This window comes from Rhodopseudomonas sp. P1, from assembly GCF_039642825.1.
Lineage (GTDB): Bacteria > Pseudomonadota > Alphaproteobacteria > Rhizobiales > Xanthobacteraceae > Rhodopseudomonas > Rhodopseudomonas palustris_H.
Genome location: NZ_CP088006.1, coordinates 1,667,707 through 1,686,046 on the forward strand (window position 1 = coordinate 1,667,707; position 18,340 = coordinate 1,686,046).

Annotated in this window: 15 protein-coding genes and 1 pseudogene; 8 read left to right on the plus strand and 8 right to left on the minus strand. The window is 66.5% G+C overall.

The genetic code is table 11. From position 1 onward, the window contains the following. Nucleotides 1–49 precede the first annotated feature (49 nt). Genes LRC39_RS07800 through LRC39_RS07810 form a run of 3 tightly spaced genes read left to right on the plus strand, consistent with a single transcriptional unit; the run spans nucleotide 50 to nucleotide 2,109 of the window. On the plus strand, nucleotides 50–664 hold the full coding sequence (locus LRC39_RS07800; RefSeq protein ID WP_264054796.1) for a LemA family protein: 615 nt from the start codon (nucleotides 50–52) through the stop codon (nucleotides 662–664). 4 nt (nucleotides 665–668) lie between these two features. Continuing rightward, nucleotides 669–1,598 (plus strand): TPM domain-containing protein, encoded by a 930-nt coding sequence (locus LRC39_RS07805; protein WP_346296860.1) that lies wholly within the window; start codon nucleotides 669–671, stop codon nucleotides 1,596–1,598. A 13-nt stretch (nucleotides 1,599–1,611) separates the two neighbouring features. Further along, nucleotides 1,612–2,109 carry a TPM domain-containing protein gene (locus LRC39_RS07810; RefSeq protein ID WP_346296861.1) on the plus strand — a complete coding sequence of 166 codons (498 nt, stop codon included), beginning with the start codon at nucleotides 1,612–1,614 and terminating at the stop codon, nucleotides 2,107–2,109. An 81-nt stretch (nucleotides 2,110–2,190) separates the two neighbouring features. Here the strand turns inward: LRC39_RS07810 and LRC39_RS07815 are convergent, their stop codons facing one another. Further along, a complete protein-coding gene (locus tag LRC39_RS07815) occupies nucleotides 2,191–2,802 on the minus strand; it encodes a glutathione S-transferase family protein (protein ID WP_346296862.1) in 612 nt (203 codons plus the stop codon). Nucleotides 2,803–3,010: 208 nt separating this feature from the next. Here LRC39_RS07815 and LRC39_RS07820 point away from each other — a divergent pair, with 208 nt between their 5' ends. Further along, entirely contained in the window at nucleotides 3,011–3,988 is a 978-nt protein-coding gene (locus LRC39_RS07820; RefSeq protein WP_346296863.1) for a hypothetical protein, read from the plus strand. 156 nt (nucleotides 3,989–4,144) lie between these two features. Here LRC39_RS07820 and LRC39_RS07825 read toward each other — a convergent pair whose 3' ends face one another. From LRC39_RS07825 to putA, 3 genes are all read right to left on the minus strand, one after another. Continuing rightward, complete coding sequence (locus LRC39_RS07825; RefSeq protein WP_346296864.1) at nucleotides 4,145–4,918, minus strand: ferredoxin--NADP reductase; 774 nt, start codon at nucleotides 4,916–4,918, stop codon at nucleotides 4,145–4,147. Between the two features lie 313 nt (nucleotides 4,919–5,231). Beyond that, the gene (locus LRC39_RS07830) at nucleotides 5,232–6,440 is read right to left on the minus strand and encodes a CaiB/BaiF CoA transferase family protein (RefSeq protein ID WP_107343582.1); all 1,209 of its coding nucleotides are present in this window, start codon (nucleotides 6,438–6,440) and stop codon (nucleotides 5,232–5,234) included. A gap of 253 nt (nucleotides 6,441–6,693) precedes the next feature. Continuing rightward, the gene (putA, locus tag LRC39_RS07835) at nucleotides 6,694–9,702 is read right to left on the minus strand and encodes a bifunctional proline dehydrogenase/L-glutamate gamma-semialdehyde dehydrogenase PutA (RefSeq protein WP_346296865.1); all 3,009 of its coding nucleotides are present in this window, start codon (nucleotides 9,700–9,702) and stop codon (nucleotides 6,694–6,696) included. 143 nt (nucleotides 9,703–9,845) lie between these two features. Between putA and LRC39_RS07840 the strand changes: the two genes are divergently transcribed. Continuing rightward, nucleotides 9,846–10,493, plus strand: coding sequence for a hypothetical protein (locus tag LRC39_RS07840; RefSeq protein ID WP_346296866.1), 648 nt, complete (start codon nucleotides 9,846–9,848; stop codon nucleotides 10,491–10,493). A 24-nt stretch (nucleotides 10,494–10,517) separates the two neighbouring features. Here LRC39_RS07840 and LRC39_RS07845 read toward each other — a convergent pair whose 3' ends face one another. From LRC39_RS07845 to LRC39_RS07855, 3 genes and pseudogenes are all read right to left on the minus strand, one after another. Next, nucleotides 10,518–12,290: an adenylate/guanylate cyclase domain-containing protein gene (locus LRC39_RS07845; protein ID WP_430624927.1), complete on the minus strand. Its 1,773-nt coding sequence runs from the start codon at nucleotides 12,288–12,290 to the stop codon at nucleotides 10,518–10,520. Nucleotides 12,291–12,383: 93 nt separating this feature from the next. Beyond that, nucleotides 12,384–13,493, minus strand: a complete 1,110-nt coding sequence (locus tag LRC39_RS07850; RefSeq protein ID WP_346296867.1) for a YcjF family protein — start codon at nucleotides 13,491–13,493, stop codon at nucleotides 12,384–12,386. Then, nucleotides 13,490–14,958, minus strand: a pseudogene (locus LRC39_RS07855) (YcjX family protein). Before LRC39_RS07855 ends, LRC39_RS07850 begins: the two are co-directional and overlap by 4 nt. A 241-nt stretch (nucleotides 14,959–15,199) precedes the next feature. Here LRC39_RS07855 and trhA point away from each other — a divergent pair. From trhA to LRC39_RS07870, 3 genes are all read left to right on the plus strand, one after another. Continuing rightward, nucleotides 15,200–15,895, plus strand: a complete 696-nt coding sequence (gene trhA / locus LRC39_RS07860; protein ID WP_107343587.1) for a PAQR family membrane homeostasis protein TrhA — start codon at nucleotides 15,200–15,202, stop codon at nucleotides 15,893–15,895. 64 nt (nucleotides 15,896–15,959) lie between these two features. After that, nucleotides 15,960–16,760 (plus strand): SDR family oxidoreductase, encoded by an 801-nt coding sequence (locus tag LRC39_RS07865; protein WP_346296868.1) that lies wholly within the window; start codon nucleotides 15,960–15,962, stop codon nucleotides 16,758–16,760. 185 nt (nucleotides 16,761–16,945) lie between these two features. Next, nucleotides 16,946–17,230 carry a hypothetical protein gene (locus LRC39_RS07870; protein WP_346296869.1) on the plus strand — a complete coding sequence of 95 codons (285 nt, stop codon included), beginning with the start codon at nucleotides 16,946–16,948 and terminating at the stop codon, nucleotides 17,228–17,230. Nucleotides 17,231–17,233: 3 nt separating this feature from the next. Here the strand turns inward: LRC39_RS07870 and LRC39_RS07875 are convergent, their stop codons facing one another. Further along, nucleotides 17,234–18,301 (minus strand): threonine aldolase family protein, encoded by a 1,068-nt coding sequence (locus LRC39_RS07875; protein WP_346296870.1) that lies wholly within the window; start codon nucleotides 18,299–18,301, stop codon nucleotides 17,234–17,236. Nucleotides 18,302–18,340: the final 39 nt, after the last annotated feature.

Sequence of the window (18,340 nt, forward strand, 5' to 3'; positions counted from 1 at the left end):
ACACACCGGCGCATGCTATGCTGCGCCGGTTCGCGTGCGGGAGAGATCGATGCGGAAGTTTCTGACGGTGCTGGCGGCGCTCGCCGCGCTCAGCCTGAGCAATTGCGGCTACAACACCATCCAGAGCGAAGACCAGGAGGTGAAGTCGACCTGGTCGGAGGTGGTGAACCAGTATCAGCGGCGCGCCGATCTGGTGCCGAACCTCGTCAACTCCGTGAAGGGTTTCGCCCAGCAGGAAAAGGACGTGCTGCTCGGCGTCACCAACGCCCGCGCCAAGGTCGGCAGCATCCAGGCGACGCCCGAGGTGCTGAATGACCCGGCCGCGTTCCAGAAGTTCCAGCAGGCGCAGGGCGAACTGTCGAGCGCACTGTCGCGGCTCTTGGTCGTCACCGAGAACTATCCGCAGCTCAAGTCCGACGAGCTGTTCAAGAACCTGATGGCGCAGCTCGAGGGCACCGAGAACCGCATCACCGTGGCGCGTAACCGCTATATCAAGGCGGTTCAGGCCTATAACGTCACCGTGCGCTCGGTGCCGACCAACTTCACCGCGATGATGTTCGGCTACAAGGAAAAGCCGAACTTCACGGTGGAGAACGAGAAGGAGATTTCGACCGCGCCGAAGGTCGATTTCACTCCGACGCCGGCGCCTGCGCCGGCCAAGTAAGCGCATGACCGCGGCGACGATGCGCGCCGTCCGCGCCGGATGGCTGGCGCTGCTGCTGATTGCGATCACGGCGGTGCTGGCGCAGTCCGCCCGTGCCGATGTCGCGGTGCCGGCGCTGACCGGCCGCGTCGTCGATCAGACCGGCACGCTGTCCGAAGCTGCGGTGGCGCGGCTCGACCAGAAGCTGAAGGCATTCGAGGCCCGCAAGGGCAGCCAGATCGCGGTGCTGATCGTGCCGACGACCCAGCCGGAGGCGATCGAGCAGTTCTCGATACGGGTCGCCGAGGCCTGGAAGATCGGCCGCAAGAAGGTCGATGACGGCGCGATCCTGCTGGTCGCCAAGAACGACCGCAAGCTGCGCATCGAGGTCGGCTACGGCCTCGAAGGCGCGCTGCCAGACGTCACCGCCAAGCGGATCATCGACGAGATCATCACGCCGAAATTCAAGGCCGGCGATTTCGACGGCGGCATCGAGGCCGGCGTCGATCGGATGATCGGCGTGATCGACGGCGAACCGCTGCCGACGCCGCAGCCGCAGCACGAATGGGCGGCGCCGGAATCGATGGATGAATTGACCGGCTGGGCGATCCCGCTGTTGTTCGGCACGTTGGTGCTCAATGGCTTTTTGAAAGCGGCGCTCGGCCGCGTCGCGGCGTCGGGGCTGACCGGCATCATCGTCGGCGCGGTGGCGATGCTGTTCGGTTTGGTCTGGTACATCGCGCTGGTCGCCGGCTTCGCCGCGTTCCTGCTGGCGCTGGTGATCGATCTGTTCGGCGGGCCGACGATCTCCTCGGGACGACGCGGCGGCTGGTCGGGCGGCACCTGGACCGGTGGCAGCAGCAGCGGCTCGTCGTGGTCGAGCGGTTCGAGCGACAGCGGCTTCAGCGGCGGTGGCGGCAGCTTCGGCGGCGGCGGCGCCTCGGGAAGCTGGTGAGGAGAAACGCAGCATGGGCATCCGGCGGATCGGCAAACACCTGTTCACCAGCCGCGGCGCGGTGCACCGCGCATTTTCGCCGGATGCGTTCGATGCGATCGAGCGCGCCATCAAGGCGAGCGAAACCCGCCACGTCGGCCAGATCCGCTTCGTCGTCGAGGGCGCGCTCGACGGCGCGCCGCTGTTTCGCGATCAGCCGGTGCGCGAGCGCGCGCTCGACATCTTCTCGCAGCTTTGGATCTGGGACACCGAGCACAACAACGGCGTGCTGATCTATCTGCTGCTGGCCGACCGCAACGTCGAGATCATCGCCGATCGCGGCATCGACGGCCGCGTCAGCGCCGACACCTGGGAGGCGATCTGCCGCGAGATGGAAGCCGAGTTTCGCGAAGGCCGGTTCGAGCAGGGCGTGCTCCGCGGTATCGACCGCATCACCGCGCATCTGGCCGAACACTTCCCGCGCAGCGGCCCGAGCCCCAACGAAATCCCCGACGCACCGGTGGTGGTGTAGTAACACAACGGCATTCCGCCTCGCCCCGCGTGCGGGGAGAGGGAGCAAGCGTCGGCGCTTGGTTATCGAAACGAAAGCGCCTCACGCCTTCGCCGATGGTCGCGCGTCGATGCGCTTGAACCACTCGGCGATGTTGGTGTTGGCGGGGTCGAGCGGCTGGCCGACCTTGGCGCCGAAGTCGAGCCAGCAGTACAGCAGCAGATCGGCCAGCGTCAGCCGCGAGCCGCAGACGAATTCCTTGCCCTTTATCTGCTCGTTCATCCAGCGAATGCGATCGGCCGCCATCTTCTTCAGCCCGGGCGCGGCTTCCGGCACGCACACCATCCGATCTTGAAACATCTTCAAGCCCTCGGCGAAGCGGAAGCCATTGAGCAGCGGCTCGCAGATGTACAGGTCGATCCGCCGCGTCCACATCCGGCACTCGGCACGCTCTTCCGCTGTGGTGCCGATCAGCGGCGGCTGCGGATGCTTCTCCTCGAGATATTCGCAGATCGCGGTGATCTCCGCCAAGAAGCTGCCATTGTCGAGTTCGAGAGTGGCCGTCTGGCCGTGGGGATTGCGCACGAGATGTTCGGGCTTTCGATTCTCGCCGGCGCGGACGTCGAGCGTGTGGGTCGGAATCGTCAGGCCCTTCTCGGCGATGAACATCCGCACCAGGCGAGGATTGGGCCCGATCGAATCGTACAGCTTCATGGTCGTCTCCCTGATCGGCGCTTGGCTGCGCCTATGCTGATCGATCTGTCCTAGCGCGGGACACCGTGCGGTGCAAAGCCGCGCGGTGCGTGATGCTGTGCGCGTTCCTCACGATTCGTGAAATTTCCGTAACCGTCGGCGGAAGTAACGATTTCGCAAGTAATAAAAGTTACCGAATAGTATCAAGCTGATCTGGAGGATTTGACACGTGGACGAGCATCGCAACGAGCCCATCGGTGAACAGCAGACCGGCGCGGCCGCCGCGACGGACGGAGCGCCGGCGAACGCCGGCAGCGCCGAAACAAGCTCGGCCTCCGCGCATCAGGCGACCCCGGCCAATACCCCGGCCGATGCGGGCGCCGCCAAGCCGAGCGAAGCGAAGCCCGCCGGCAAATCCGAGATCGAGAAGTCGGACGGCGTCAGCCGTCCGCGCCCCGGCACCGTGACCATCATGGCGCCGTCGCCTCGCGAAAATCTGTATCGGCACTGGGACGATGAGATCGAAGTCGAGGCGCCCGATGAGGCGAGCCAGTCTGCGGTTCATCGCTTCGGCGTGCGTAAGCTCGCGGCGGTCGCTGCGGCCGTGATTCTTGCGGCGATTGCAGGTGCGGTCGGTGGTGCACTCGCCACCGCCAGCCTGTCGCATCGGAGCGATGCCGAGACCACTGCGGCTTCGGCGCAGGTGAAGACGCTCGACGCGCAGGTGGCGCAGCTCCAGACCGAACTGTCGGCGCTCAAGGCCGATCTCGACCACGCCGCCAAGCAGAGCACGGCGCAGCTCGGCAAGACCGCGGACCGGATCGAGAAGCTCGAGAAGGCGCAAGCCGAGCCGGTCGCCAAGATCGCCAAGCTGACCGAGACGGTCGAGAAGCTGCGCACCGCGCAGGTTCAGCCGCCGGCTGTGCCCGCGCCGGCTCCGGCCAATGTCGCCGCGGTCCCCGCCAAGGACGTCACCGGCTCGATCACGCCGAAGGCCGACACCGCGAAGCCGGGCCGCTTGCCGACAGTCGAAGGCTGGGTGCTGCGCGATGTGTATGACGGCGGCGCGGTGGTCGAAGGCCGCTCCGGCACTTACGAAGTCTATGCCGGTGATCCGATCCCGGGTGTCGGCCGCGTCGATGCGATCCGCCGCCAGGACGGCCGCTGGGTCGTGGTCACCAGCCGCGGCCTGATCGTCGCCCGCTGATCGCGCAGCCTCATTCCTGAAATTTCAACGGCGCCGGCTGTGAGACAGCCGGCGCCGTTTTGATTTGGCTTTCCTGCGAAGCCTTGCAGAGTTGTTCAGGCGCGCGCCGGACGATAGCAATGAGTTGTCGCCGGCGCGCGATTACCGAACGGCGCGTCAGCGCTCGACGAACGCCTTCTCGACTACGAAGTGGCCAGGCTCGCTGTGGTTGCCCTCGCGGAAGCCGCGCTCGCTCAGCATCGCCGGCAGTTCGGCGAGCATCGCCGGGTTGCCGCACAGCATCACCCGGTCAGACTCGAGATCCAGACCAGACTGGCCGAGATCTTCGAACAGCTGGCCCGACGCGATCAGATCGGTGACGCGGCCGCGGTTGCGGAACGGCTCGCGGGTCACGGTCGGGTAGTAGTGCAGCTTGTCGCGGATCAGATCCCCGAGGAACTCGTGGTCGCGCAGGCCCTCGACCAACTGCTCACCATAGGCCAGTTCGGGAATCTGTCGGCAGCCGTGAACCAGCACGATGGATTCGTAGATGTCGTAGATCTCTGGATCCTTGATCAGGCTGGCGAACGGGGCCAGCCCGGTGCCGGTCGACAGCAGCAGCAGCCGCTTGCCGGGGATCAGATTGCCGGCGATCAACGTTCCGGTCGCCTTGCGCCCGACCAGGATCTGATCGCCTTCCTTGATCTGCTGCAGCCGCGACGTCAGCGGACCGTTGGGCACCTTGATGCTGAAGAATTCCAGCTCTTCCTCGTGATTGGCGCTCGCCATGCTGTAGGCGCGCATCAACGGCCGTCCGTCGACTTCCAGGCCGATCATCGCGAACTGGCCGCTCTGGAACCGGAATCCAGGGTCGCGCGTCGCGGTGAAGCTGAACAGCGTGTCGGTCCAGTGCCTGACCGACAACACTGTTTCGGTTTGGAATGCACTCATCGTCTTCTCCTCACCCGCAGGTCATCTCCTGCGTCCGATGAGACGATGTCGCGGATATCGACCCCTTTTCGCAATTGCGAAATCGCACTCGCCGTCAATAAATTGCAAAATTTCCCGGAGGGCGGCGCCGAGAGGCGCGCCGTGCTGATTTTTTGCGGATCCGAGCAATTTGTTTCCGCGCCGAGGTGGTCTCGCGCCAGCCTCACGCCCCTTCGACGGGAGAGACCCTTATCGAGACAGTGCACGCATCCGGCGAAATCGAGGTCGATCTCGCGTGCTCGACGTGGCAGCTCGCGGAGGGGCGCGCCGCCTCCTAACCGACGGCGCCCGATGCACGCAGCGCTTTGATGGCGGCGTCGTCGTAGCCCGCATTGCGCAGCACTTCGTCGCTGTGCTCGCCGACGCCCGGCGGCTTGCGCGGCCGGGTCTTGGTGCTCCCTTCGATCCAGATCGGGCTGTTGATGGTGAGCGTGGTGTCGTTTTCGAACGGCACCAGCACTTCGTTCTCGATCAGTTGCTTGTCGGTGGTGATGTCGTCGAGAATGCCGACGACACCGAACACCAGACCGGTGCCGTCGAGCGCTTTGCGCCATTCGGCGAGATCGCGCGTCGCAAAGATCTCGTCGAAGATGCCGATCAGTTCGATCGAGCGCGCGTGGCGGTCCGCCTTGGTGGCGAAGCGTGGATCGTCGGTGAGATCCTCGCGGCCGAGGCACTTCGTCAGCGTCGGCCACTGCTTCTCTTCATTGAGCAGCGACAGGATCAGCCAGCGGCCGTCGCGGCAGCGATAGTGATTGGCCACCGCGTTGAGGGCGCGCTCGCGCGGCCGCCGCGGCTGGAACTCGGCGCCGACCAGCTTGGCCTGCGCCAGCACGCTGGTCGACCACAGCCCGTTGGCCATCAGGTTCGACTTCACCTCGCTGCCTTTGCCGGTGCGTTCGCGCTTGTACAGCGCGGTGACGATCGCGCCGAACAGCGACATCGCGCAGGGATGGTCGCCCATGCCGGCGACCGATCGCGCCGGCGTGGAGTCTTCGTCGGCGCGCACCAGATCCATCATGCCCGAGCGGGCCCACCAGGCGTTGCTGTCGAAGCCGGGCTTGTTGGCTTCCTCGCCGCGCTCGCCATAGCCGGTGAAGCTCGCATAGATCAGCCGCTCGTTCAGCGGCGCGAGGTCGGCGTAAGCGACGCCGAGCCGCGCCCGCACCGGCGGCGGGAAGTTGGTGATGAACACGTCGGCCTCGGCGACCAGCTTGCGCAGCACCTCCTTGCCCTCGGGCTTGGCGAGGTCGAGCGCGAGGCTGCGCTTGTTGCGGGCCTCCAGCATCCACGCGTAGTTGTGGTCGCTGATCGGATAGCCCGGCAGGTTCGGCAGGTTGCGATAGGGATCACCGGCACCCGGCGGCTCGATCTTGATGACGTCGGCCCCGAAATCCGACAGCACGGTCGCGGCCGCCGGTGCAGCAATGAAACTCGCGCAATCCAGCACCTTGAGGCCGCTGAAGATGCCGTTCTCGTCCATGCGCGTGAGCTCCCTGTTTTCTTGTTTTTCGCAATCCGGAATTCTCGGTGCTACGTGCCGCCGGATACGTCCGCATATGAGCCGGCTTCGTAGCGTGATGCAATATAGGAACCGGCATGGCGGTCATCCCGGGTGCTATGCGGGATCAGAATGGAATTAGCCGCGTCATTGCGAGCGCAGCGAAGCAATCCAGCGCGTCGAGCACTAAGCTATGGATTGCTTCGTCGGCTTCGCCTCCTCGCAATGACGGCAGCTAATTTTGGTCCGTCAGCAGAGCGGCATTGCCGCCGGCGGCTGCGGTGTTGATCGACACCGTCTGTTCCAGCGCGAAGCGCGGCAGATAATGCGGGCCGCCGGCTTTGGGCCCGGTGCCGGACAGGCCGGCGCCGCCGAACGGCTGGACGCCGACGACGGCGCCGATGATGTTGCGGTTCACATAGACATTGCCAGTCGGCAGCCGTGCGACCACGCGCGCGATCGTGTCGTCGATCCGCGACTGCACGCCGAGCGTCAGGGCGTAGCCGGTGGCGGCGATGTCATCGAGGAGATCGTCGAACTCCGCCGCTTTGTAGCGCACCACATGCAGGATCGGGCCGAATACTTCCTCGGCGAGCTGCGAGGCGCGGCTGAGTTCAAAGATGTGCGGCGCAACGTAGTTGCCGCTGGTCGGTACCGTGCCGGCGAAGTGAAGCTTCGCTTCGCGTTTCATCTTGGTGATATGCGCGTCGAGCCTGGCTTTCGCCTCGGCGTCGATCACCGGTCCGACATGCGTCGCCGGATCGCGCGGATCGCCTATTTTCAGTTCGCGCGCCGCGCCGGCAATCATCGCGATCACCCGATCGGCAACGTCGTCCTGCACGCACAGCAGCCGCAGCGCCGAACAGCGCTGCCCGGCGGAGCGGAACGCGGAGGCGATGACGTCGTCGGCGACCTGCTCGGGCAACGCAGTGGCGTCGACAATCATCGCGTTGATGCCGCCGGTCTCGGCGATCAGCGGCACGATCGGACCGTCCTTGGCGGCCAGCGTGCGGTTGATCGCCCGCGCCACCTCGGTCGATCCGGTGAACACGACGCCGGCGATGTCCGGCTGTTCGACCAGTGCGGCGCCGATGCGGCCGTCGCCTTGTAGCAGTTGAAGCGCCTCGCGCGGCACGCCGGCTTCATGCAACAGCCGCACGGCCACCTCGGCGATCACCGGCGTCTGCTCTGCCGGTTTGGCGACCACCGCGTTGCCGGCCATCAGCGCCGCGGTGATCTGGCCGAGGAAGATCGCCAGCGGAAAATTCCACGGGCTGATCGCGACGAACACGCCGCGGCCGCGCAAGGCAAGCGTGTTGCGCTCGCCGGTCGGGCCGGGGAGTTCCAGGGACTCGCCGAACAGCCGGCGGCCCTCGCTTGCGTAGTAGCGGCAGTAGTCGACCGCTTCGCGCACCTCCGCCACGCCATCGTCGAGCGTCTTGCCGCCTTCGTCCTGGAGCAGGGCGATGAATGCCGCACGGCGCTGCTCCAGCAGATCGCCGGCGCGCTCTAGGATCGCGGCGCGATGATCGGCGGAGGTTCGGCTCCAGGATTCGAAGCCCTTGCGTGCGGCCCGGACTGCTGCCGTGGCTTGCTCCGGTGTGGCGGATGCGAGGGGCGGCAGCGACCGGCGTGCATCTTCGACGTCGCCGAGCAGTGCGGCGAGCGCGCTGCGGTCGCCGAATTCGATGCCGCGCGAATTCAGCCGCTGCGGCTGACACAGATCGCGCGGCAAAGGGATCGCCTGGTTGCGTGCAGTCTTCGCATTGCCGATCAGTACGGCCGGTCGCGCCAGCAGCTCGGCGATCGGCACGCTGTCGTCGCCGGCCTGCGCCACGAAGGACGAGTTTGCGCCGTTCTCCAAAAGCCGCCGCACCAGATAGGCCAGCAGGTCGCGATGGCCGCCGACCGGCGCGTAGATCCGGCACACGGCTTGCGGGCGATCGGTCAGCAGCCGCGCATACAACGCTTCGCCCATGCCGTGCAGCCGCTGGAATTCGTAGCCGTCGCAATTCTCAGCCTCGGCCAGGATGGTCGCGACCGTGAGCGCGTTGTGGCTGGCGAATTGCGGGAACAGGCGCGGGCGCAGTGCCAGCAGCTTGCGCGCGCAGTGCAGGTAGTTGAGATCGGTCATCGGCTTCCTGGTGAACACCGGATAGTCGGCAAGCCCGCGCTCCTGCGCGCGCTTGATCTCAGTGTCCCAATAGGCGCCCTTCACCAGCCGCAGCATCATACGGCGGTCGAGCGCGCCCGCCAGTTCGGCGACATGGTCGATCACCGCGGCGGCACGCTTCTGATAAGCCTGCACGGCGAGGCCGTAGCCGTCCCAACCTGCGAGCGAGGCATCGGTGAAGCAGGCGGCGAATACCTCGAGCCACAGTTCGAGCCGGTCGGCTTCTTCGGCATCGACCGTGAAGGCGAGGTCGTGGCTCTTGGCGAGCCGCGCCAGCTCGAGCAGCCGCGGCGTCAATTCCCGCATCACGCGGTCGCGGCTGATTGCCTCGAACCGCGGATGCAGCGCCGAGAGCTTCACCGAGATCCCCGGCCGCGCCGGCAGCGCAGCGTTGCCGGCACTGCGGCCGATTGCGGTGATCGCATCGGCGTAAGACTGATAATAGCGTTCGGCATCCTCGGCGGTGCGGGCGCCTTCGCCGAGCATATCGTAAGAATATCGAGAGCCCTCGCGCGGCTGCGCCTGGGCGCGGGCGAGCGCGGCCTCGATGGTCTCGCCGAGGACGAAGTGATTGCCGATCAGCCGCATCGCCTGGCGCGTCGCGGCGCGCACCGCGGGCGCGCCGATCCGCTTCGTCAGGGCCGCCAGCGTGCCTTGCGGCGTCTCGCCGGCGTGGACGAGACGGGCCGATAGGCCGAGCGCCCAGGCCGAGGCATTCACCAGCACCGCATCGGACTTGATGCGATGTTGCGCGAAGTCGCCCTGGCCGAGCTTGTCCTCGATGAAAGCGTCCGCAGTCGCGGCATCCGGAACCCGCAACAGCGCCTCGGCCAGCACCATCAAAGCCAGGCCTTCCTTGGTCGACAGCGCGAACTCGCGCAGCATCGCCTCGACGCCGCCCAGGCCATGTTCGGAACCGCGGATCGCCGTGATCAGTTCGGTGGCGAGAGGGTCGATCTGAGCTTCACGATCGGGCGGCAGCGCGGCGGTCGTCAGCAGCTCGGCGGCCAGCGCAGCATCATCCGGCGCGTAAGCCGCGGTGAATTCGGCAAGCGGCGGGTCTGACGGCATGGCGGTCGGCTCCCGAAGCCAGATAGCTGTGGACGGCACGCATCAGTGCAGCCAGCAAATGCAGCGCCATCCAGGCTGCCATATTGGCACGGCCGGGGCCGGACGCTAGCTTCGCCTCCACCACAGGGAGGCTGGGAGCGGGGATGAGGGTGACGCGCGGCAAGTCCAACGCACGACGGTTCGGTGCGCTCGCGGCCGTAGCGCTGGCTGCCGCCTGGTTCGGTGCGCCGGCAAAGGCGGCCGAACTCAGCTCGCAGGTCTCGTATCTGTATAGTTCGGTGTCGATCTTCCCGCCGACCGCCAAGGGCATGACGGTGTGCTACGGCTTCGTCTGCCGCCGCCGCTACGAACTTGCGTTTTCAGCCGGCGATCGCGCCGCGCTGTCGCGGATCATGGCGTCCGGCAAGGTCTCGGCCGCGGCCGAACGCGCCGCGGTGCAGAAGGCGGTGGTGTGGCTCGACCGCCGTCTGGGTCCGGTGCTCGGCACCGACAAGCGGATTGCGCGCGCCGATTTCCGTTACTTCGACGACAAGCACAATTTCGATTGCTGGGACACCACTCGCAACACCACCAGCGTGCTGCTGGTGATGCAGGAGTGGGGCTTGTTCAAGTATCACAGCGTCGGCGATCCTAAGTATCGCGGCAATGTCCTGGTGCTGCAGACGCCGCACAACACCGCGGTGCTGACCGAGCGTGCCACCGGCGCGCAATGGGTGGTCGACATGTGGACCCGCGCCTATGCGCAGACGCCGGAAGTGATGCCGGTCGATCAGTGGGTCAAACTCGACTGAGATAATCGTTTGGTGCTTAGGCCGTCAGGCCAGCACCAGATCCTCGTTCAGCACGGCGGCAAGATCGCCGGCGCGTTCGACCACGCAGACCAGCATTGGTTCGGTGCGACCGCGGATTTCCAGCTCCAGCGTCGGCAGCGCCTGTTCGGACAGGCCGGCGGTGGCGCGGAGTTCGTCCGACAGCAGGGTCTCGCAGCCGAGCGACTTGGTCATGTCCTGCAGCCGCGATGCGACGTTGACGGAGTCGCCGAGCGCGGTGAACACCATGTTGTCGCGATAGCCGATCTCGCCGAGCACCACTTCGCCACCGTGGATGCCGATGCCGAAGCGAATCGGTTCCGGCAGATCGTGGCCGAGAAAACTATTCAGCTCGTCGATCGCGGCGGCGATCGTGCTGACGGCGCGGATCGCGTTGTGGCAGGCCTCGCGCGGCGCCTCGGTGAGGCCGAACAGCGCCAGCATGCCGTCGCCGACAAACTGATTGGGCTGGCCGCCGCAGGCGATCACGCTGCGCGACACCGCGCCGAGGAAACGGTTGACGATGAACACGGTGTCGAACGGCAGCCGGCTTTCGGCGAGCTTGGTCGAGCCGCGCATGTCGACGAACATGCTGACCAGATAGCGCTCCTCGCCGACCCGCGCCGCGCGCGCCGCCTTCCGTGCGGCGACGTTGCGCGGCTGAAACACCGGCACGAAGGCGAGGTCCTGCGTCGGCTTGAGCTGGCAGGCGAGGCGGATCGACGGATCGTCGCCGGTGCCGATCGAGGCGAGCACAAAGGCCTCGCGCGGTGACGGCGGCGGCAACGCGGCGGGATCGCCCAAGACGCGGATCCGGCAGGTCGAACAGCGGGCGCGGCCGCCGCAGGCGGAGGCGTGCGGGATGTTGTGGCGCTGGGTCGCTTCCAGCACGGTGAGGCCCTTCGGCACCCTGATGCTGTGCTCGCCGTCATAGGTGAGCCGGACCATGCCGCCGCGCCGTTCGATGATCGCGCGCACCGCGCGGGCGATCAGCGCGAGGGCGATCAGGCTGAGATAGAAGATCAGGAAGCCGTTGCCGATCGCTTCGAGCGTCTGCTGCTGTTCCGGCGTGCCGAGGTTGGCCGGCGCGAGATTATCGGCCTGCCATTGCGGCGAGGTTGCCTCGCGCGCCACCTCGCGTCCGCCCTGGTAGAAGCCGAGCAGCGCCAGCGTCGGGATCAGCACTGCGGCTGCGAGAAGCCACGGCATGGCGCGGCGGAACGCCGGCTTGATCCGCAGCCAGACGTAGAGGCCGATGCAGCCGTGGGTCCAGGCGATCAGCATCACCGCGACCATCAGCCAGGCCCGATACGACGGCGAAGCCACGAAGTAATTGTACAGCACCTGCGGATACAGCCGGTCCTGGTCGTACAGCACGTTGCCGAGCCGCATCACGATGACATGGCTGTAGATCATCAGCGGCACCGACAGCCCGAGTATGAGCTGCAGCGGCTCCAGCGTCTTCCAGCGGAACTGGCGGCGCTGATACAGCGCCCACAGCCCGAGCCCGGCATGCACCGTTACCGAGCCGTAGAACAGGATCGCGACCGGCAGGAACTGCCAGATCTCCAGGTGCCACATCACGCCGGCATGCAGAGCCGCCGGCGAGATGTTGCCGAGCGCATGGTTGAGGAAGTGGCTGAGCAGGTAGGTGAACAGCACCAACCCGCAGAACATCCGGACCTGTCGAACGCCGATGCGGCGAAGCCAGGCTTTCAGACCTTTGGGTTTGGCTTTCCGAGTCTTGGAGGAGCCGGCTGGGGCAGGAGACTGCTTCATCGATCAGTTGTCGAAGGAATAGCGGCCAGCGTCAACACGCTGTGTCCCCAGCCAATGCACTGCCGAACCTCTGCCGCAGGTGCCAGAGCGCCACTACTCGTCCTTCTCCCGCTTCTTCATCAGATCCTTGACCAGATCGCCGAGCTGCGGGCGGGGCAGGGCATCGAACGGGAGCGGGCGGGTGAGGTCGATGGCGGCGAGGCCGAGACGTGCGGTGAGCATGCCGTTGACGACGCCTTCGCCGAGTTTGGCCGACAGCCGCGAGGCGAGGCCGTGGCCGAGTACCGACTGCATCACGCTGTCGCTAAGCGCGATGCCGCCGGTGATGGCGAGGTGAGACACCGTCTGGCGCATCAGCTTGAACATGCCGAGCGCGCCGGGGCGGCCGCCATACAGCCGTGCGAGCTGGCCGATCAGCCGGGTCGCGGCGATCGCCACGAACAGCACGTCGATCAGTGCCTTCGGGCTGATCGCGGTCACCAGCGACACCCGCTGCGCGGCCTTCGAGATCAGCACCTTCGCTTCAAGGTCGAGCGGCGTCATCAGTTCGCGCTCGGCGAGGCGGATCAGGTCGGCGCCGTCGATGATGTCGTCGATATGCTTCTGCAACGTGGCGCGGCCATGGGCGAGCTGCGGGTTGGGATGTTCGAACTTCAGCAGCTCGCGGATGATGGCGCGGGCTTCGGCGCTGTTGTCGGTCTCCAGCACGCGGGCAGCGCGAGCGTGGAGCTGCTCGATCCGCGCCAGGCGGATCAGGCCGAAAGCCTCACGGCCGATGATGATCGCCAGCGAGCTGCCGGCCAGGATCGCCAGCACCATGCCGATGGTGCCGAGCGTCTGGCTCTGTGCGAACAGGTCCTCGACCAGCTTGCTGATCCACAGCCAGAACGCCAGCGACACCAGTCCGGTCGCGGCGCTCCAGAACACGGTGCCCCAGCGGAAGCCCTTCTTCGGGTTGATGACGCTCTTCGGCGCTTTCGGCGCCGAGATCGGCGGCTCGGCTTCGCGGGCGAGCTCGACCCTGGCGCGCGGCGGCGGGGGTGGCGGTGCGGCGCCGGCCGCAGACGCAGCAGGCTTGGCGTCCGCTTTCGCGGACGGCTTGGCCGTATAGCTGCCGCCGCCGTCATCGGAATCGATCAGCACCACGCTCGGGTCGCTGAGCTTGAAGGTCGCCGGCCGGCGAGGAGGAACCCGCTCGGTCATTGCAGTCGGTCTCCGATCAGGAACTGAAGCGCCCGGTCGAGGCGGATGTGAGGCAGCGCCGGACCGTCGGGATCATGGCTGTCGAGCCGTGGTGGGCGGAAGCGCAAAAAGCGGAAGTCGGCTTCCTGGTGCGAGCCGGCGGCGAGCCCGCGGAAGGTGTCCTCGCCGCGGAACAGGCCCTGCAGATTGGTCGGCAGGTCGCCCGGGAAGGTGGCGACCTCGGTTTCGCCGTCGAACACCTCGCCCTCGGCCATTTCGCCGGCGATCGGCGTGCCGACGATCGAGGGCAGCCGGTCGCGGCCGCGCTGGACCTGGGCCTCCCGGGTGGCGCGGACGGCGGCCATCGCCACCACGTCGACCTTGGCGCCGGCGAATTCGGCCCGTCGCATCGCCTGCTCGACCAGCTTGCGCAGGATCGCCTCCAGCCGGTCGTGGCTGGAATGATGCAGATGGTCGGCCTTGGTGGCCGCAAACAGGATCTTGTCGATCCGCGGCCGGAACACTGAGCTCAGCAGCGTCGAACGGCCGACCCGGAAGCATTCGAGGATGCCGGCCAGCGCGGCTTCGAGGTCCTGCAGCGCCTCGGGCCCGGCGTTGAAGGCCGACAGCGCGTCGGCCAGGACGATCTGGCGATCGAGCCGGGCGAAGTGATCGCGGAAGAACGGCCGCACCACGGCGTCCTTATAGGCTTCGAACCGGCGCCGCATCATCGCCCACAGCGAACCGTCCGGCGCGATGCCGCCGTCCGGCACGTCCAGCGGCGCGAAGGTCAGCGCCGGCGAACCGGCAAGATTGCCCGGCATCAGGAAGCGGCCCGGCGGCAGCAGGCTCATCGCGAACTGCTCGTCGCGGCAGGCGCGCAAGTAAGCGGTGAACAGCCGCGCCGCTTTCAGGGTTTCCTGCTCGTTCTCGCGTCCTTTGGGATCGAGCGTGGCGAGATGGGCGTGCCATTCGCGCGCCACCCGGGCTCGCGGGTCCTGCCGCGACAGCGCCAGGCTCTCGGCCGCCCAGCGCTCGTAGCTCTTGGTCAGCAGCGGCAGGTCGAGCAGCCATTCGCCCGGATAGTCGACGATGTCGAGCGTCAGCGTTTGCTCAGAGCCGTTCTTGCGCTGATAGTCGATCACCAGCCGCAACTCGCTGATGTCGACGGTCGAGCTCGGCCACTGCCGTTGCTCGATCAGCGTGGCGAGGAAGTTCTCATAGGCGAAGCGAGGCACCGCATCGTCCGGCTGCGGCGCCAGCCGCGCGGTGGCGATCCGCCCGGTCGACATCGATTCAAAGATTGGAAACCGGCCCCCCGGCACAACCCGTGCACGAGAGCGGTGATGAACACCGTCTTTCCCGCGCGCGACAGACCGGTGACGCCGAGCCGGATGGTCGGATTGAACAGGTTCTCGCTGTAGTCCTTGAGCGCCCGCGCCGAGAGCCACGCATCTTCGAGCAGATTGGAAAAATTGAAGGCCATGCGCCAAGGTTCAATCGTCAGAGTTGCCGGCGAAACTAGCCGGAAACCGCCGATTCGTGCGACAATCCGACCTGTACTGCCGGTCTTGGCTTTGCCGCCTTTCCGGCGGAAAATTCGTGCTCGATCGGACGGTGGCGGTGGCCGAGCGTGCCGCAGGATGTGTATCGCATCGCCGACCGGCGTCATGAATGCGCCAGATCAATTCGGATAAGGTGTTCGAGAACAGGGTGTTCGCTGCAGAATGACGATCTTCCGCCTCAAGCAAATCGTGTCGCATGCCAGGATCGACGCCAAAGGCGCGGTCCACTGGAACTACGATCGCGCCGAGCTGATCGCCGATGGCGTCGTGCATGTGCTGGGCCTCGTCGCCGGTTTGATCGCCGCGACCGCGCTGGTCACGCTGACCGGCGTGTTCGCATCCACGCCGACGATCGTCTCGGTATCGGTGTATGTTGCAGGGCTGCTGGCGATGCTCGGCCTGTCGGCCGCGTACAATCTCTGGCCGGTATCGCCGCGCAAATGGCTGCTGCGGCGGTTCGACCATTCGGCGATCTACATTCTGATCGCCGCAACGTACACACCGATCATCAGCCAGATCAAGGATCAGATGTTCGGCCTGGCGCTGCTCGCCGGCGTCTGGGGCGTGGCGGTGGTCGGCATCCTGCTCAAGCTGTTCAAGCCCGGTAAGTTCGACAAGCTGTCGGTCGGGCTTTACCTCGCGCTCGGCTGGAGCGGCATCATCGCCTATGACCAGGTGGTCGAGACGCTGCCGACCACGGCGATGTGGTTCCTGGCGATCGGCGGCCTGCTGTATACGCTCGGCGTGATCTTCCATGCATGGCGGCGGCTGCGGTTTCAGAACGCGATCTGGCACGCTTTCGTGCTGGTCGCCGCCGGCTGCCACTACGTCGCGGTGATGGATCTGGTGCTGGCGTAACGTAGCCGGAGCCGGATCTTTCCGATATGAACGCCCCCGCCAACAACAAGCGGGGGAAACAACCATGCAGATCGCGGGCAAAGTCGTCGTCGTCACCGGCGGCGCCAATGGAATCGGGCAGGCGCTGTGCGAGGCCTTTCACAAGGCCGGCGCCGCCAAGGTCGTGGTCGCCGACCTCGATCAGGCCCGCGCCGAGGCGGTCGCCGCATCGATCGGCGGCGCGGCGTTCAAATGCGACGTGGCCAGCGAGGCCGACATCAAGCACGTGATCGAGGAGACCGAGCGCCAGTTCGGGCCGATCGATCTGTTCTGCTCCAACGCCGGGATCGGCGGCGGCTTCGATCCGATGGCCGAGAATGCCGGCGGCTCTTCCGACGAGCCGTTCATGAAGAGCTGGATGATCCACGTGATGGCGCATGTCTACGCCGCGCGGCATCTGGTGCCGCGCTACAAGGCGCGCGGCGGCGGTTATTTCCTCAACACCATCTCGGCGGCGGGGCTGCTGTCGCAGGTCGGCAGCCCGGCCTATTCGGCCACCAAGCACGGCGCGGTCGGCTTTGCTGAAAGCCTCGCCATCGCCCACAAGGCGCACAACATCCGCGTCTCGATCCTGTGCCCGCAGGGCGTCGACACCAACATGCTGCGCTCGATCCCGAAGGGGCCGCAATCGGCCGACGGTGATCTCTCCGCCGAGCAGGTGGCCAAGGATGCGCTGCAGGGCATCGAACAGGAAACCTTCCTGATCCTGCCGCACCCGCAAGTGATCGACTACATGCGCAAAAAGACCGAGAACTACGACCGCTGGATCGGCGGCATGGCGAAGATCCAGGCCAAGCTGCGCGAGACCTTCGGCGGCAAGGCTTAGTCCGTATCGTTTGTCTTCTCGGCGCCCTGTCGTTTGGCATCTGCTTCAGTATGTCACAGCGGCGCGGAGAAACGGATCGCCCACTCGGCGTTCCGTCTGTACAGGCGCACACTGCGGCGTCTGTTATGCGATCGCACCGTCGTCCGGGGGGCGATTCTTATTATCGGCAGCCAACGGAGAACTTGATGTCAGATCATTCCCATCGCCGGCCAAGCTGGGTGGCGCGCAGCCTCGCGGCGATCGCCCTCACCAGCATCTATTGCTTCAGCTTCGTCGGCGCCGCGGCGGTGGTCTCAGGCGTGACCAGTACTCAAGCGCATGCCCAGCGCGGGCGTGGACGCGGCTATGGCGGCCGGGGCTATAGCGGTCGGGGCCGCGGCCGCGGTCGCGGCTGGGAACGTGGACGGGGCCGCGGCGGGTATTACGGTCGCTGCGTCGTCAACGCCGCCGGCGTCCGAATCTGCCTGTAACGGTCAGGCTGCCCGCACGATCTCGCGGACGTGGTCGAGCGTTTGCTCGATCATGTCCGCGCTGACGTCGAGATGCGTGCAGGCGCGGATCCGGCCTTCCATCATCGCCAGCACGACGCCGCGCCGGCGGAGCTGTGCGACCATCTCGGTGCCGGAGACGCCCGCGCCGTCCGGCTTGAAGAACACCAGATTGGTCTGCGGCGTCTGCACCTCGATGCCGTCGATCTGCGCCAGCCCTGATGCGAGGCGACGCGCGTTGGCGTGATCATCGGCAAGGCGATCGACCTGGTGATCGAGCGCGTACAGACACGCCGCGGCGATCACGCCGGACTGCCGCATCGCGCCGCCAAGCCGCTGCTTCCAACGCCACACTTCATCGATGAAGTCGCGGGGGCCGGCCAGCACCGCGCCGACTGGCGCACCAAGTCCCTTGCTGAAATCGATCCACGCCGAATCCCAGCCCTTGGTCATCTCCTTGGCGCTGATACCTGTGGCGACCACCGCATTCATCAGCCGCGCGCCGTCGATATGCGTCCACAGCCCGGCGTCCTTGCCGGCCGCGGCGACCGCATCGAGCGTGGCCTGCGGCCAGATCGTGCCGCCGCCGATATTGGCGGTCTGCTCGGCGCTGACCATCACCTGCGGAGGTTCGTAGCGGGTCCTCGGATGCAGCGCGGCGCGGAACGCCTCCAGCGAGAACTGGCCGTCGTCGCCGTCCAGGCCCGTGATCTGAAAGCCGCCGAGCGCGGCGTGCGCGCCACCTTCACGCGACAGGATGTGGGCGGTGCGATGCGCGATGATCTCGTCGCCGGGCCGGCAGGTCGCGAGCGTGGTCGTGACGTTGCACATCGTGCCCGAGGGTAGGAACACGGCTGCCTGCTTGCCGAGCAGCCCCGCGACGCGCTCCTGCAACCGGTTGGTGGTCGGATCATCGCCGGTCTGTTCGTCGCCGACCTCGGTGCGCGCCATCGCCTCGCGCATCGCCGGCGTGGGGCGCGTCTGGGTGTCGGAAAGCAGATTGATCCGTACCGGCGGCGCGTTGGGATCGGGTTGGGGAGGGATGTAAGCCATGCCCGAGGCTAACACGCCGGGCGCGGAGCGGAAGGGATC

Coding starts and splice junctions, on each gene's coding strand:
- LRC39_RS07800 (WP_264054796.1), top strand. CDS start 50: ATGCGGAAGTTTCTGACGGTGCTGGCGGCGCTCGCCGCGCTCAGCCTG.
- LRC39_RS07805 (WP_346296860.1), top strand. CDS start 669: ATGACCGCGGCGACGATGCGCGCCGTCCGCGCCGGATGGCTGGCGCTG.
- LRC39_RS07810 (WP_346296861.1), top strand. CDS start 1,612: ATGGGCATCCGGCGGATCGGCAAACACCTGTTCACCAGCCGCGGCGCG.
- LRC39_RS07815 (WP_346296862.1), bottom strand. CDS start 2,802: ATGAAGCTGTACGATTCGATCGGGCCCAATCCTCGCCTGGTGCGGATG.
- LRC39_RS07825 (WP_346296864.1), bottom strand. CDS start 4,918: ATGAGTGCATTCCAAACCGAAACAGTGTTGTCGGTCAGGCACTGGACC.
- LRC39_RS07830 (WP_107343582.1), bottom strand. CDS start 6,440: ATGGACGAGAACGGCATCTTCAGCGGCCTCAAGGTGCTGGATTGCGCG.
- putA (WP_346296865.1), bottom strand. CDS start 9,702: ATGCCGTCAGACCCGCCGCTTGCCGAATTCACCGCGGCTTACGCGCCG.
- LRC39_RS07840 (WP_346296866.1), top strand. CDS start 9,846: ATGAGGGTGACGCGCGGCAAGTCCAACGCACGACGGTTCGGTGCGCTC.
- LRC39_RS07845 (WP_430624927.1), bottom strand. CDS start 12,290: ATGAAGCAGTCTCCTGCCCCAGCCGGCTCCTCCAAGACTCGGAAAGCC.
- LRC39_RS07850 (WP_346296867.1), bottom strand. CDS start 13,493: ATGACCGAGCGGGTTCCTCCTCGCCGGCCGGCGACCTTCAAGCTCAGC.
- trhA (WP_107343587.1), top strand. CDS start 15,200: ATGACGATCTTCCGCCTCAAGCAAATCGTGTCGCATGCCAGGATCGAC.
- LRC39_RS07865 (WP_346296868.1), top strand. CDS start 15,960: ATGCAGATCGCGGGCAAAGTCGTCGTCGTCACCGGCGGCGCCAATGGA.
- LRC39_RS07870 (WP_346296869.1), top strand. CDS start 16,946: ATGTCAGATCATTCCCATCGCCGGCCAAGCTGGGTGGCGCGCAGCCTC.
- LRC39_RS07875 (WP_346296870.1), bottom strand. CDS start 18,301: ATGGCTTACATCCCTCCCCAACCCGATCCCAACGCGCCGCCGGTACGG.